Raw genomic sequence first — 14,148 nt, 5'->3', positions numbered from 1 at the left:
TGTGATCAGATGCGCTAAGATCGCGGAGCGTGTTGAAACCTGCAGGCTGTAAAGTTTCCGCCGATATTGGCTTTTACCGGAATACAAGGCTCGGTCGAACGTGTAAGTCCCCAGTAATGTTGAACATCGGTGAGAATGTGCGGATTTTTATCTTGCTGGTAAAGGACGTATATCTTGTTTGAATGGGCTATGACATAGGTGGCTTTTTCAAACAGACGGGTCCCTATGACGCCGCCGTCGTCTATCGTGACAAAATGCGCTGCGTCAGGCATGAGTGTAAAGATGAATGAAATGGGTGGGTCACCGGCCGCGCCAACAATGGTGGCATCTCTCGCGTCAAGCGTGGTTTGGGTGCTCAGGACGGCCCCCGAGTAGGAGGTCCGCATCCAGTCTGGATATTTAGTCGTTAGCATGATGCTCAACGACACTACGATGAATAGAGAACCTGGAACTATTGGGTGAGCAAATTTAGGTGATTTCGTTTTAAAGCTGAGAAAGATCGCTAATAAGAGAGGCGACAGAGTTTCCAGCGGCATGGCGTAGCGGTAAATGGAAAACATGCGCAGCCATAGCAGGTAAGAAGCTAGGAAAAAAACCGCCATGGCGCATGCATATTTGCGCACGGAAAGATGCTGGGTTGACGATGGCTTTGAAGCGGCAGTCATGGCGAGTCGAAACACGCATCCAACCGCGCCAATTAAACCTGCTAGCACGCGACCGTCGGCGAAATCGACCTCGGTGACCAAGTCGTGGTTAGGTACTAACCAGAAAACGGGGTAGGCAATCCATTGGAGCACGGAGTGTGGAAAAAAGCGCAAGTCAGTCATCATGGTGGAGGACCACCACGGTGAGTGAAAGATGTCATTGAAATAAGGAAAAAGTGGGTTTTGATACTGGAGGGTCAAATAGAAGAACCACCAGCCTCCGGAAACTAGCACGCCAACCGTGCCTGAAACGACAGCCAGCAGAATTCCACGAACAGTTCGATTAACGATCAATAGCGTTACTGCGGCCGCTACGATGAATATCGCGCTGGTAAGTTTAAAGCCTGTCGCTAGGCCAAATAAGAAAAAGCCGACACAGAGACTTTTATTTTTTGAATCATCAATCAGATATTTAGAGAAAAAAAACAGGCCGGCAATGGTTAGGTAGGTTTGGGGGATGTCATTGAATGTGGTGCCCACTTCGGATATCAATGCCGATCCGGAGCAGGCGGTAATCCAGGCGAGGCGTATCACCCATGTGTTTATCGCGGTCCATTGCCTGGCTTGCTCGAATAGTAGCCAGAGCAGTAACCATAATATGGCGGCTTGGCCGCCTTGGATGAAGGCGACAATTTTCGGGTAATGCAAAAAAAAGTGTGCCAATTGATAGTAGAAAAAATCGGGCGCTGGATTGAAGTACCATTGTGCTGTCCCGCCCACGTCCATGTCATGGCGATGATTAAAAAATGCAAAGGCGTTATAGATGTGGTAGTTCTGCAAATCCCAGTTGGCATCCTGGCCCAAGCGGACGCTTAACAGGCCGGCCACAACGGTGAGTGCAAGGAGCAATACCGCATTTTTTACGATCACATGCTGATCAAAAAAAAGCTTTGTGTTTTTCAATAAGTTTTTACCAAAATCCATACGCTTATGCTCGTGTTTTTCTGTTTTTGCTATTCATAACCTTGGGGTGGCCGGTTTAAGATTAATGCTGTGGATTTTATTTTCCAGGAATTTCATCGAACAAAAGATTCTATCTTTAGTGTGAAGTCGTGGGTTTGGAGTCTGAGGTATCAGCGCGTTTTTTGGTCGGTCGAAATTTCAGCTGCCTATGCAGGATTTTCAGGCATACAGGTATCTTTCAAGCTACCCCACCGCATCCCAGCTTTCGCTGGGATGACCGAGCGAAAAAACGTGGGATACCTCAGGTTCGGGGTTTGTTTGCTTATCTGTAAGGCTAGTTTTCACGCTGCAGATGTTTTTCAGATTCTGATGCAATGTTCAGGTAAGAAAGGAGTTTCATTTCCTGCCGTCCGCGGGTAACGGTATCTACAATCAGTCCGCAAGCCAAGCTCAAGAAACCAAGCAATTGGATGCCCGTAACCAGCACTGCGGTGGGTATTCTCGGGACTTCACCCGTTCTGAAATAGGTAAAAAATAACGGTGCGGCCATTCCCCAGGCAATCAGGCTCAGTAGCCCAGAGATGCTCCCAAAAAACGCTAATGGCCGCTCGGATTTATAAAGACGGATAATCATGGAAAGAATTTTGTAGCCGTCCTTGTAGGTCGATAATTTGCTCGACGAACCTTCCGGGCGAGCGGAGTATGGAGTGTTCATTTCCCCCCAAGGCATTCTCAATTCCAATGCGTGCACGGTCAGCTCCGTCTCGGTTTCAAAGCCGGTAGACAATGCCGGAAATGATTTGACATATCGTCGGGAGAAGACTCTATAACCTGACAACATATCTGAGAAATGACCATTGAAAATTAGGCTGACGCATCCGGTCAACATGCGATTGCCAAGCCTGTGCCCGCGACGATAAGCAGCAGCCTCGTTATCTTTGCGCACGCCCACCACCATGTCGAGACGATGGCTGAGGAGGTATTGAATCATTCCTGGAGCGCTTGCGGCGTCGTAGGTTGCATCACCATCAACAAGGACGTAGATATCGGCATCTATGTCAGCGAACATTCGGCGTACAACATTGCCTTTTCCTCTTAGCTGCACGAAGTGCACTTCCGCTCCAGTCGCCCTTGCCACCTCAGAAGTCTTGTCCGAGGAATTGTTGTCAAAAACGCAAATTCGAGCTTGGGGTAGCGCTTCGCGAAACTGGCGAACCACGGAGGGGACGGCTATTTCCTCGTTGTAGCAAGGCACAAGCACGGCTACGCGCGGAGATGAATGTGTCGCTGTGGTATCCAAGACATTTGATCCATGTAATTAGCTTGAGATCTACCCGGGTTTGAAGTGCGTCCCGGGTTTGATGAAGGCTGATCAACCGTTGCCTCGGGATCAGACCCTTGCAACAGGTAAAAATCCGGTTTGGATTGTAAACAATAAACCAGGGGCGACGGTAAGGTAACTTCCCCTGGGAGCTGGCGCTGGCGATAGGCAAGGGGCTGGTGGTGTGTCGCCAATCCCCCTGTGTCGACGGCAGGACGGGGCGTGCGGCGGCCCCAGTGGGCTACCTATTTCTGCGGGTCATGGCAGAATCCGTTGTCCTTTGTGTTTAGCTACACTAATGAATCTGATTTCTGCCTATCTCAACCAGCTCGAAGCCGAAAGCATTCACATCTTTCGAGAAGTGGCAGCCAATTTCCGGCGGCCTGTCATGCTGTACTCGATCGGCAAGGATTCATCGGTGCTTTTGCATCTTCTACGCAAAGCGTTCTACCCCGCACGATCGCCAATTCCATTGCTCCACGTTGACACCACCTGGAAGTTCCGCGAAATGATTGCCTTTCGCGACCAGGTTGCTGCCTCCGGTGATGTGCGGCTACTGGTGCATATCAACGAGGACGGTGTCCGGCAAGGAATTTCACCGTTGGTCCATGGCGCAACGGTGCATACGGACGTGATGAAGACCACGGCGCTCAAGCAGGCATTGGATAAATATGAGTTTGATGCCGCGATGGGTGGGGCTCGGCGCGACGAGGAGACATCGAGGGCCAAGGAACGCATCTTTTCATTTCGCAATGAGCAGCATCGGTGGGATCCCAAGCGTCAGCGGCCGGAGTTGTGGAACCTTTACAACACACATATCCACAAGGGGGAAAGCGTACGTGCCTTTCCCTTGTCCAATTGGACGGAAATGGATGTGTGGCGGTACATCCAGCGTGAAAAAATTCCGGTGGTGCCGCTTTATTTTGCGAAGAGGCGATCGGTAGTGTGGCGCGATGGCGCATGGATCATGGTGGATGATGAGCGCCTTTCCCTTCGGGATGGCGAAAAGATCGAGCAACGGATGGTACGATTCCGCACTCTTGGCTGTTATCCGTTGACCGGCGCGATGGAGTCCACCGCGAGCACCTTGGACGAAGTCATCACTGAAATGGCTGAGTCACGTTCGTCGGAACGACAAGGGCGGTTTATCGATCATGACCCCTCGGCATCGATGGAGCGAAAGAAGCAGGAGGGTTATTTCTGATGGGAGGGGCGGAGATTCATTCGCGCAGCTTGCTGCGTTTCATCACCTGCGGCAGCGTAGACGATGGCAAGAGCACGTTATTGGGTCGCCTGCTTTTCGATGCAGGCATGCTGCCTGACGATCAGATTGAGGTATTGCGGCGAGACAGCCGTCGTCTGCATCCCAGTGGCAATACTCTCGATTTTTCATTGCTCACGGATGGTCTTGACGCGGAGCGCGAGCAAGGCATCACCATTGATGTGGCTTACCGTTATTTTCATAGCGCGCATCGCAGTTTCATCGTTGCCGACTGTCCGGGGCATGAGCAGTACACACGTAATATGGCCACGGGTGCGTCGCATGCCAACTTGGCCATCGTATTGGTAGACGCCGGCAAGGGTCTGCTGCCTCAGACCAGGCGACATACCTATATCTGTGCCTTGCTGGGTATTCGCAAAATCATTCTGGCCATCAATAAGATGGACCTGATCGAATATCGGCAAGATATCTACGAGACTGTGCGGAATACATACGCCAAACTCGCCTCAGAACTCGGCATTTCCGCAGTTTACACGCTACCCGTCTCCGCTTTGGAGGGAGACAATATCGGCAGATCTTCCACCCATATGGCCTGGTACCAGGGCCCAACCCTGCTTGATTTGCTTGAGGCAATACAGGTCGAGTCGGCCCGGTCTTCAGCCTTCCGCATGCCGGTGCAGTGGGTTAATCGTCCGGATCAGACGCTCCGAGGCTACGCGGGCACGATCTGCAGCGGTCGCGCTAAGGTTGGCGAACTTATCGTCGTCCAGCCTGGGACGCATCGGGCTCACATTGCGCGGATCGTGACGGCTGACGGTGACCTTGATGAAGCCGGTGAAGGGCAGGCCGTGACGCTTACCCTTGATCGCGAAGTCGACGTCAGTCGAGGAGATGTCATCGCCGATGCGGCACGCCCGGCGCAAGAATCCGACCAATTCGCCGCACATCTATTGTGGATGGGTGATGCACCTTTGCTGCCCAATCGCGGTTATTGGCTCAAGATCGGCACGAGGACGGTGAATGCCCGTATCACCTCGATCAAGCACAAGGTAGATGTAAATACCCAGGCAAAGCTTGCCGCCAACCGCCTTCAGTTGAACGAGGTCGGTTATTGCAACATCGACCTGGATGATCCCATCGCATTCGAACCTTATGTCGAGAATCATGCGTTGGGTGGCTTCATTCTTATCGATCGCCAGACCCATGCCACCATAGCCTGTGGCATGCTCGATTTTGCACTTCGTCGCGCTACCAATGTGCATTGGCAGCATCTGGATGTGGACCAGCGGACACGGTCGCAGAGTAAGGGTCAGCAGCCAAAATGCCTTTGGTTTACCGGACTGTCGGGCGCCGGTAAATCGACGGTTGCCAATCTCCTTGAACGTCGTTTGTGCGCATTGGGATATCACACGTATCTGCTGGATGGCGACAATTTGCGCCATGGCCTGAACCGCGACCTGGGTTTTACCATGGAAGCACGTGTCGAGAATGTTCGGCGCGTGGCCGAAGTGGCGCACCTGATGGTGGATGCGGGGCTGATCGTATTGGTGTGCGTGATCTCGCCATTCCAGAATGAGCGTGATTTCGCGCGTAGCCTGTTCGAGCAGGATGAATTCGCGGAGATATTCGTAGATACGCCATTGGAAGAGTGCGAGCGCCGCGACCCCAAGGGACTGTACCGTAAGGCAAGAGCGGGGGAAATCAGGAACTTTACCGGCATAGATTCACCCTATGAGGCACCTGCGAGACCGGAGGTGCATTTACGTTCAGGCGAAAGTTCGCTCGAAGCTATGGTTGAAGCGCTGGCTTCATATCTTGCACCCCATGCGCAGCGTTGATTGCACGGTTGTCAGGGCATAGTGCGATCGCCTGGCTTGGCGAAGATTTCGCAGTGCCCCTGCAAACCGAGGTTTTTCCTGGAAAATGGATTAGCCGATAGCCTGTTCCAGTTCAGGTATCAGCTTGAACAAATCGCCCACCAGTCCGATATCGGCGACCTCGAAAATCGGCGCCTCGGCATCTTTGTTGATAGCGACAATGGTGCCCGCATCCTTGATACCTGTCAGATGTTGGATGGCACCGGAGATACCGATGGCCATGTACAGTTCCGGTGCGATGATCTTGCCGGTCTGGCCTACTTGTAGTTCGTTGGGCACATAGCCTGCATCCACGGCGGCACGCGATGCACCGACAGCGGCGCCGATCTTGTCGGCAAGCTTGTAGATGATCTCGAAGTTTTCTTTTGAGCCGACACCACGGCCACCGGAAACGACCTTGCCGGCACTTTGGAGGTCCGGGCGATCGCTCTTGCCCTGTTTGAGATCAACGAAGCGTGTGTGCGAGGGCAGGGTGACATCCAGGCTCAGCGCCTCCACCGGGGCGGCACTGGCACCGTTCGAAGCCACCGGCCAGGAGGCCGTACGGACAGTGGCCACGACGGCATGGGTAGCATCCGCCTCCACCGTGACGATGGCGTTGCCGGCGTAGATGGGGCGCTTGAATGTGTGATTGCCTTCCACGCTCATCACATCGCTGACCTGCGCGACGCCAAGTAAGGCGGCTACACGGGGTGCGACGTCTTTGCCGAACGTGGTGGAGGGGGCGAATATGTGGCTGTAGCCGGCAGCTGCCTTGGCGATCTGCGGCGCAAGCACGGCGGCGAGAGGATGCGCATTTTCAGCGCGCGCCACGGTAAGTACCCGATTCACGCCTTCGATCTTCGCGGCATCGGCGGCTATGGCATCGATATGACTGCCGAGCACCAACACATCGATGGCTTCAGGCTTGATCGCAATAGCGGCACTGACCACGCGTGCGGTGGAGGGATTCAGCTTGCCGTCCAGATGTTCGGCGATAACTAGGATCTTGCTCATGGATGTCTCCTAAAGTTCGGGTGGCTTAGAGCAGACCTTTTTGTTTGAGTGCGGCGACCAGCTCGGCTGCGTCTTTTACCATCACGCCCTTGCTGCGCTTGGCGGGTGCGACGTAACACGTGGTCTTGAGTTGGTCGTGCACGTCAACACCCAGCGAGGCGAATTCGATGGTGTCGATCGGCTTGGATTTGGCTTTCATGATGTCTGGTAGCTTGATGAAGCGTGGTTCGTTCAGGCGCAGATCGGTCGTGATGACAGCCGGAAGCTCGGCTTCGATCGTTTCAAGGCCCGCATCGACTTCACGTGTCACGAGGGCTTTGCCGTGGGTGATCTCGATCTTGCTGGCAAATGTGGCCTGAGGACGGTCCCATAGGGCGGCTAGCATTTGACCTGTTTGGTTCGCGTCATCATCGATGGCTTGCTTGCCCAGGATCATCAACCCCGGTTGTTCTTTCTCCACCAGCTTTTGCAGAACACGCGCCGCAGTAAGCGGTTGCACGGCATCGGTGGTAACAACGTGGATGGCGCGGTTGGCGCCCATGGCCAGGCCGTTGCGCAGGTGAGCGGAGAGATCTGCCGGGCCGATGCTGACGATCACCACTTCCTCTGCGAAGCCTTTCTCGCGCAAGCGCAGCGCTTCTTCGAGCGCGATGTCGTCAAAGGGGTTTGCCGAGAGCTTCACGCCATCGGTCACCACGCCGGTGCCATCGGGTTTGACCTGGATGCGGACGTTGTAATCCACCACGCGCTTGTAGCCGACCAGAATCTTCATCTGCGTTTCCTTGTACCAAACGCCCTGGGACGTTTGGGATGCCATGAAAACGCACATTCTAACCGGATTTGGCCCACCATGCGGACGCGCATGGTAGATGACTCCGGCGTGTGGGCACTGGAAAGCGAGCGACTATGGGCGATGGGCCATGACCTTATGAGCCATAGCGGCAGCGCTCTGCTTCCAGGATGACCATTGCATAGGGGGTGTCACCCTATCCGACGACACCGTAGCGCGAGTCAGTCCGCTGCGTAGTACGTCGGCGAGTTGCTCTGCTGAGGGGGCAGTGAAGTACTGCGCCTGTTCACCCATGACTTCACGAAACACCGGCAGGTCGCGCGCTATCACAGGTAGACCGCGTCGCGCAGCTTCGATGAGAGGAAGTCCGTAACCTTCGCCCCAGGATGCAGCGAGCAGGGTGGTGCTGGTGCGGTAGATAACGTCGAGTTCGTCGTCACAAACATCATCTAGCCAGAACAGGCGCTGATGGTGCTCTGCATGGCCTTCCACGCGTGCTCGAAATGTTTCCATCAACCAGCCGAAGTGTCCGACGATCACCAGGTTGAAGTTGATGTGATTGTTCCAAAGTATTTCGCAGGCTTCTAGCGCCTGATCGTAACCTTTACGTGGTTCGATCGTTCCTACCATCAGTAGGGTCGGGCGTGCATGCATTGCCTTGGCGAGATGTTTGCGTGGTTCGGACGTGTTATTGCCAAGCATGGCATCCACGCCGAGAGGTGAATGGGTGATGATGGGCGCCGCACCGAATGGGTATGTCGGCGCTTCTGCATTGATCCAATGATGCAGGTCAGTTGCCGTTGCCTGCGAAACGCATATGAATTGATCACCTATGCCAATGATGCGGCGTAGCCAGTCCTCGAAGCGGTTGCGAGCGTAGGGATGGAATGTGTCCGGCAAGGTGATGGGAAGCAGGTCGTGAACCAGGAAATGCATGCTGACGCCGCGACGATGCCAGTCACGCAACTGAGGCTCGGCCGCGGCGATGGTGTCGATGGCCCAGTCGAGCCCAACAAAGACGTCACCGCTCGCTATCTCTACGGCGTCTTCCGGCATCGTGACGTCAGTAGCGCCAAGTAGATCCAAAGCATAGCGCCGCGCATAGCGGTAGCGGCCTTGGCTAAAGCGGACGGGTTCGATGCGTATCCCCGCTGGTGGCGACTTCAGCCAGTGCACCAAGATGTTGCGAACGACCCGCTGGACGCCTGTGCGAATGTCCTTTTCGGCAATGCTGCTCACATCTACCAGCCATTGTCGGACGTCACCGGGTTTTCGCGATGTGACAACGGCGCTGGCCACGGCGGCGATATCGTCGTCACTGGGTTTGCCTTCCATTGCGGCAATGTCATCGAGTAGTTGGGCTTCAAGCGCGAGGGGATGGGTGCTGTATGCAAGTGCCATCTGCTGGATGCATGCATAAGATGCGTTGTGTGCAGGCAGCACGGCGATGTTCGGCATCGTTATCGCTGTCGCCTGTGCGCGCAATGCATGCGGTATACGCTCATCCGTACACATGGTGCCGAGGGAGTGCTCCAGTATGGAGATCAGTCTTGGGTCTGCCTGCTCTTTATCTACATCTCGCATGGCGACCAGTTTTGCGTACCCGCCTGCGCGATAAGCAGCCCGAAGCACGCTGGTACCGGGCGTCGCCAGGAGATTTTGTGGCAACTCCTCGATCAACAAGGCACCAGGGCGCGACCGCATGATCGGTTCGAGTTGTTGAAGGTTGCTGGCATTTGCCACATACAGCACGCGCTCACTGTTTTGAGGCCATGACATTACGTCGCTGTTTTCGGCCTGGCTTGTTAAGGAAACGATGCGTGCATCGTGTTCGCTTAACCACGCAGGTGCACGGGCTCCGCCTACGCGTACGCACGTGATGCGTGAAGTCGGAGTTGATGTCGTGGGAATGTGTGTGCTCTGGCGCTTTCCCGCGAGCGCTTGCATGGCCTCCCCTGCGCGTTGTGCGACAGTGCTCCAACGAAAGCTTGCCGCGCGATCGAGCGCATATTGCCGAAGCTCCGTCGCGAACGCGGGGTTGTCCAATACCTTGGTCATTCGCTCACTGATGCTTTCAACGCGTTTGGGGTCGAACAATGCGTCACGGCGATCAATCACTTCCGGCAGGCTGGCGGAGTTGCTCGCAATCACCGGAGCGCCGCAGGCCATGGCTTCGAGTGGTGGCAGGCCGAAGCCTTCCAGAAGTGACGGAAATACGAACAGCGCGCATTCGGCGTAGAGGCGGATCAGGTCGCTGTCTGGCGCGAAGCCTGTGTAGACGATACTCCCGGGTGGTAGCGTCGTCCTGCGCGTTACGGCGTCCAGTCGTAATTTTTCCTCATCGCTGATGCGTCCAACGATCACGAGCTGATGACGGGAACGTAGCGGTTTCGGTAGCGTGGCAAACGCTTCGATCAGTGCCGCTACATTTTTACGTGGGTCGAAGCCGCCGTTGTAGAGCACAAAGGGTCGTACGATGCCATGGCGGCGGCGTAGTTCCTCGCTGGCGGCAGGGTTCGGGTCCGGTCGGCGGAAGCTTCCATCAACGGCTGAGCCAATATTCACCACGCGTTCTGGTGGTAAGTGCAGACGTTCGATGGCGTCCTGGCGCACCCATTCGGAAATCGCCAGGAGCAGATCGCATCGGCGCAGCATGTCGACACCCTGTTCATACCATTCACGTACGCGAGGATGTCCCAGGTACGCGTCTGCGTCGTGCAAAGGGATCAGGTCGTAAAGGGTTGCCACACTGGCCATGCCGGCAGGCGGCGCGTCGGGCAGCACTGCATCGTCGTTATATCCTTCGAGGGGGCTGCTAAACCATGCAACATCGGCATGAAGCCCCTCGATCGCATGTCGCATGATGCGTGAAGCGGCTTGACGCAGCCACGCATTACCGCCTGGTTGTGCACGGATGCCCTCGGGCATATCGAGCAAGACGCGACGATCCGGACGAGCGTGCCTGCCGAGCGTGGCAATCAGCGCGTCAGTCGGGGCGTCGAAGCGTGCATTGAAAAGCAATCGAACATCGTGCAGCGGCTCCGCACGTTCAAGAAATGCGTGAGTAAGTGCCAGCGTGTAGCGCCCGATGCCGCGATGCCTGCTTTGGCTCTGGGCGCCTTGAAGATCCAGCAATAACTTCATCGGCGCTCCATGCGATCGCGAAGCCTGGTGTACACGATACGGACTTCTTCCGGGAGATCTGTTGTGTCCACGTGGCGCCATGCTGGGTCGTCGCGTTGATCAAGGACGGCGCGCAGGCGCATGTCGAGCGCCGGTACGCGATAAATAGCGTTGACGACTTTGCGCCGCAATCCAGGATGTTTGGCGAGGAACTGCTTGGTGAAGTGAAGCAAGCGTTTCATGTTGCACGCGATCCAGGTGAGGTAGCTGTGCCGGAAGCTGGCAGCGCTTTGCACAGCGTGCCGCGGGCGATTTCGGGGGAAAAATATCGTTTTATGTTGTCCTGGCCATGATCGGATAGCTGGACCCATAGCGCTTCGTCCCGGCAAAGCCGCCATACGGCGTCGGCAAATGCGGTTGCCGTATCCGCGATCAAGGCATCATGTCCATTGACAAGATGCATGCCCTCCGCGGCAATGGACGTGACTACCACGGGCAAACCGTAACTCATGGCCATGTTTACCTTGCCCTTGACGCCGGCGCCAAACCTCAGTGGCGCAATGGAAACTTTGCAACGATTCATGAGGCTTGAAAGATCTTCTACGCGTCCGTGAATTTCCACCCCAGGCTGGGTCAGGTCGCGTTGCCCTTCTGATGTGATATCGCCGACGACGTGCAGATGCAGGCTAGAATCCCGCGTCTGCAGGATGGGTAATATTTCTGCCACGAACCAACGCACCGCATCTTCATTGGGTGGGTGGCCAAAGCCACCGACAAAGATCAGGCCGTTTCGCTCCGAGAACGATGTCGTACGCCCGTGGATATCATGAATATTGCTGACCAGTTCGATGTGGCTGTCAGGTAGCTCTTTGTGTAGCAATTCCAGCTCGACCGGGCTGACGACAAAACTGATGTCGCTCTCCCGTATCAGGGCCAGCTCCTGGCGGCGCGATGTCTCGGATTGCTGTTTCATGCGACGGCTGCCGGACACTTCCGCGGCTCGCATTTCACGCAGAAAATGCAAATCGACAGTGTCGAAGATGCGAATGGCTTTGGGCGCCAAGCGCTTGCTGGGCACCAGATACTGCGCCGCCACGGAAAGCCGGCATAGCAGTACAGCATCCAGTGTGCGTCCGTGCTCGCGCAGCCACGGCATCACGCCGCCTCGCTGTAAATGGATGCCGTAATCGTTAAGTTGCGTAGCATCTTTGACGGTTACATGCCCGCCATCTGCAAGCAGGTCTACATGCCAGCCTTCTTGATGCAGAATCCGAAGCATCATGCACAGGCGAAGCGACCCTGAGTCGCGTACTGGGTTTGGCACTATGGCATCGACAACCAGCATGCGTCGATGCTTGTGCGAGTGGGAGTCTTGCCAGGCGGGTGACACGGGCCAATCAACCGCCGCGCTACCATCATGTTGCACGCGAGACAGTTCGGTAATCCGTTTCAGGGTGCCTTTCCATCCGCGCAGCGCAAGACTGCCCAAGGCACGACGTATCAGTTGGTGCAAGCGCGCAAGGCGCCAGGTGAGGTCAAGATTCACAGGTTTTGATAATTCGGCCCCGACCCACCCTCTGGCGTGACCCAGTTGATGATCTGGTAGGGATCTTTGATATCGCAGGTCTTGCAGTGCACGCAGTTGGCGGCATTGATTTGCAGGCGCTTGCCACTGCTTCCGTCTGGCATGGTTTCGTTGACGATTTCGTAGACGTTGGCGGGGCAGAAGCGGGTGCAAGGGTTGCCGTATTCCTGGGCGCACCGGGTCACACAGACGGAGGTGTCCGAGACGTGCAGGTGGATGGGTTGGTCTTCGTCGTGTTCGGTGGCGGCGAAATAGACTCCGGCCAGACGATCGCGCGGTGCCAGTTCGCGTTGTACGTAGTCGCGCTTGGGTTCTTCCTGCTGGCCGAGCTTGTGCAGGGAAGACCAGTCGGCCTTGTTTTTCAGTGTCCATGGCGATGCGCCGCCGGTGATGGTTTCCCACGCAGCGTTGAGCAGGCCGAACCACAAGCCCTTCTTGAAGCCGGGCTTGATGTTGCGAACCTTCTTGAGCTCGGACATCACATCGGAGCTGCGTAACTTGCTGTCGAAACCAGCAGCGCTCAGTTCATTCGCTGAGAGGTGCTCGGCAGCCAGCATGCCGCTCTTGATCGCTTGATGCGTGCCTTTGATTTTTGGCACGTTGAGCAAGCCGGCAGTGTCGCCGATGAGCAGTGCGCCGGGCATTTCCAGTTTTGGCAGCGATTGGTAACCGCCGGTGACGATGGCGCGAGCGCCCGCGGACACCATGCTGCCGCCTTCAAGCAGCGATTGGATCATGGGATGGTTCTTCCACTGCTGGAAGGCTTCCCACGGCTGATAGTTCGGATCGCTGTAATCGAGGCCGCTGACGTAGCCGAGCGCAATGCGGTCCTTGTCCAGGTGATACAGGAAGCTGCCGCCATAGGTATGGCTATCGGCTGGCCAGCCGAAGCTGTGCGCGATCTTACCGGGCGTGACACGTCCGGTCGGCACCTGCCACAGCTCCTTGATGCCAATGGAGTAGCCCTGTGGATCGCTGTCCTTGTCCAGTGCGAAGCGCTTGATCAATGGCTTGGTCAAGCTGCCGCGCGCGCCTTCGGCCAGCACCGTGACTTTGGCTTTGATATCGATGCCTTGCGTGTAGCCGGGCTTATGCGATCCATCCTTGGCCACGCCCATGTCACCGATACGCACGCCGGCAACGGAGTCGTCCTCGTTGAAGAGGGTGTCGGCGGCAGCGAAGCCGGGGAATATGTCCACGCCCAGCGCTTCGGCCTGCGGCGCCAGCCATGCGCACAGCGCGCCCAACGACACGATGAAGTTGCCGTGGTTTTTCATGCCTGGTGGCACGGGCAGCTTGCGACCGCCGGTCTTGTTGAGCAGCCAGAATTCGTCTTCGGTGGCCGGTACGCAGATCGGCGGCGGGTTGTTGCGCCAATCGGGCAGTAGGGCGTCCAGCGGCTGCGGCTCGATCACCGCGCCGGACAGGATCTGCGCGCCGATGGCGGAAGCTTTTTCGATCACGCACACCGTGACATCCGGTTTGAGCTGCTTCAGGCGGATCGCGAAAGAAAGCCCGGCCGGGCCCGCACCGACGACGATAACGTCGTATTCCATCGTTTCGCGTTCGGTCATGAGGGCTCCGTCGTGTGGCTGGTGGCTGCAGGGCGTGGGCTGGGAAGAGGGCG

Annotated in this window: 10 protein-coding genes; 2 read left to right on the top strand and 8 right to left on the bottom strand. The window is 56.2% G+C overall.

Annotation, left to right across the window (positions count from 1 at the left end):
• Nucleotides 1-14 precede the first annotated feature (14 nt).
• Both EO087_RS08725 and EO087_RS08720 read right to left on the bottom strand, forming a co-directional pair.
• A complete protein-coding gene (locus EO087_RS08725; protein ID WP_128898530.1) occupies nt 15-1,628 on the bottom strand; it encodes a hypothetical protein in 1,614 nt (537 codons plus the stop codon).
• 313 nt (nt 1,629-1,941) lie between these two features.
• Entirely contained in the window at nt 1,942-2,907 is a 966-nt protein-coding gene (locus EO087_RS08720) for a glycosyltransferase family 2 protein (protein ID WP_128898529.1), read from the bottom strand.
• 319 nt (nt 2,908-3,226) lie between these two features.
• Between EO087_RS08720 and cysD the strand changes: the two genes are divergently transcribed.
• Both cysD and cysC read left to right on the top strand, forming a co-directional pair.
• On the top strand, nt 3,227-4,132 hold the full coding sequence (gene cysD, locus EO087_RS08715; RefSeq protein WP_128899869.1) for a sulfate adenylyltransferase subunit CysD: 906 nt from the start codon (nt 3,227-3,229) through the stop codon (nt 4,130-4,132).
• A complete protein-coding gene (gene cysC / locus EO087_RS08710) occupies nt 4,132-5,988 on the top strand; it encodes an adenylyl-sulfate kinase (protein WP_128898528.1) in 1,857 nt (618 codons plus the stop codon). Before cysD ends, cysC begins: the two co-directional genes overlap by 1 nt.
• A gap of 90 nt (nt 5,989-6,078) precedes the next feature.
• Here the strand turns inward: cysC and EO087_RS08705 are convergent, their stop codons facing one another.
• From EO087_RS08705 to EO087_RS08680, 6 genes are all read right to left on the bottom strand, one after another.
• Nucleotides 6,079-7,023 carry an FAD-binding protein gene (locus tag EO087_RS08705; RefSeq protein WP_128898527.1) on the bottom strand — a complete coding sequence of 315 codons (945 nt, stop codon included), beginning with the start codon at nt 7,021-7,023 and terminating at the stop codon, nt 6,079-6,081.
• A gap of 25 nt (nt 7,024-7,048) precedes the next feature.
• Nucleotides 7,049-7,795, bottom strand: coding sequence for an electron transfer flavoprotein subunit beta/FixA family protein (locus tag EO087_RS08700; protein ID WP_128899868.1), 747 nt, complete (start codon nt 7,793-7,795; stop codon nt 7,049-7,051).
• A gap of 132 nt (nt 7,796-7,927) precedes the next feature.
• Nucleotides 7,928-10,957 carry a glycosyltransferase family 1 protein gene (locus EO087_RS08695; protein ID WP_164931804.1) on the bottom strand — a complete coding sequence of 1,010 codons (3,030 nt, stop codon included), beginning with the start codon at nt 10,955-10,957 and terminating at the stop codon, nt 7,928-7,930.
• On the bottom strand, nt 10,954-11,178 hold the full coding sequence (locus tag EO087_RS08690) for a hypothetical protein (RefSeq protein WP_128898525.1): 225 nt from the start codon (nt 11,176-11,178) through the stop codon (nt 10,954-10,956). The genes EO087_RS08695 and EO087_RS08690 overlap by 4 nt, the downstream gene beginning before the upstream one ends.
• Nucleotides 11,175-12,218, bottom strand: coding sequence for a glycosyltransferase (locus tag EO087_RS08685; protein ID WP_164931803.1), 1,044 nt, complete (start codon nt 12,216-12,218; stop codon nt 11,175-11,177). Before EO087_RS08685 ends, EO087_RS08690 begins: the two co-directional genes overlap by 4 nt.
• A gap of 260 nt (nt 12,219-12,478) precedes the next feature.
• Entirely contained in the window at nt 12,479-14,095 is a 1,617-nt protein-coding gene (locus EO087_RS08680; protein WP_128898523.1) for an electron transfer flavoprotein-ubiquinone oxidoreductase, read from the bottom strand.
• Between the last annotated feature and the right edge of the window lie 53 nt (nt 14,096-14,148).

Origin of the sequence: Dyella sp. M7H15-1 (assembly GCF_004114615.1) — a bacterium.
Classification (GTDB): domain Bacteria; phylum Pseudomonadota; class Gammaproteobacteria; order Xanthomonadales; family Rhodanobacteraceae; genus Dyella_B.
The sequence above is the reverse complement of the archived record's forward strand: the minus strand, read 5'-3'. Positions and strand labels throughout refer to the sequence as shown.

Excerpts from the sequence above, each read along its gene's own strand:
- EO087_RS08725 (WP_128898530.1), bottom strand. The coding sequence starts at position 1,628 with ATGGATTTTGGTAAAAACTTATTGAAAAACACAAAGCTTTTTTTTGAT.
- cysD (WP_128899869.1), top strand. The coding sequence starts at position 3,227 with ATGAATCTGATTTCTGCCTATCTCAACCAGCTCGAAGCCGAAAGCATT.
- cysC (WP_128898528.1), top strand. The coding sequence starts at position 4,132 with ATGGGAGGGGCGGAGATTCATTCGCGCAGCTTGCTGCGTTTCATCACC.
- EO087_RS08705 (WP_128898527.1), bottom strand. The coding sequence starts at position 7,023 with ATGAGCAAGATCCTAGTTATCGCCGAACATCTGGACGGCAAGCTGAAT.
- EO087_RS08700 (WP_128899868.1), bottom strand. The coding sequence starts at position 7,795 with ATGAAGATTCTGGTCGGCTACAAGCGCGTGGTGGATTACAACGTCCGC.
- EO087_RS08695 (WP_164931804.1), bottom strand. The coding sequence starts at position 10,957 with ATGAAGTTATTGCTGGATCTTCAAGGCGCCCAGAGCCAAAGCAGGCAT.
- EO087_RS08690 (WP_128898525.1), bottom strand. The coding sequence starts at position 11,178 with ATGAAACGCTTGCTTCACTTCACCAAGCAGTTCCTCGCCAAACATCCT.
- EO087_RS08685 (WP_164931803.1), bottom strand. The coding sequence starts at position 12,218 with ATGATGCTTCGGATTCTGCATCAAGAAGGCTGGCATGTAGACCTGCTT.
- EO087_RS08680 (WP_128898523.1), bottom strand. The coding sequence starts at position 14,095 with ATGACCGAACGCGAAACGATGGAATACGACGTTATCGTCGTCGGTGCG.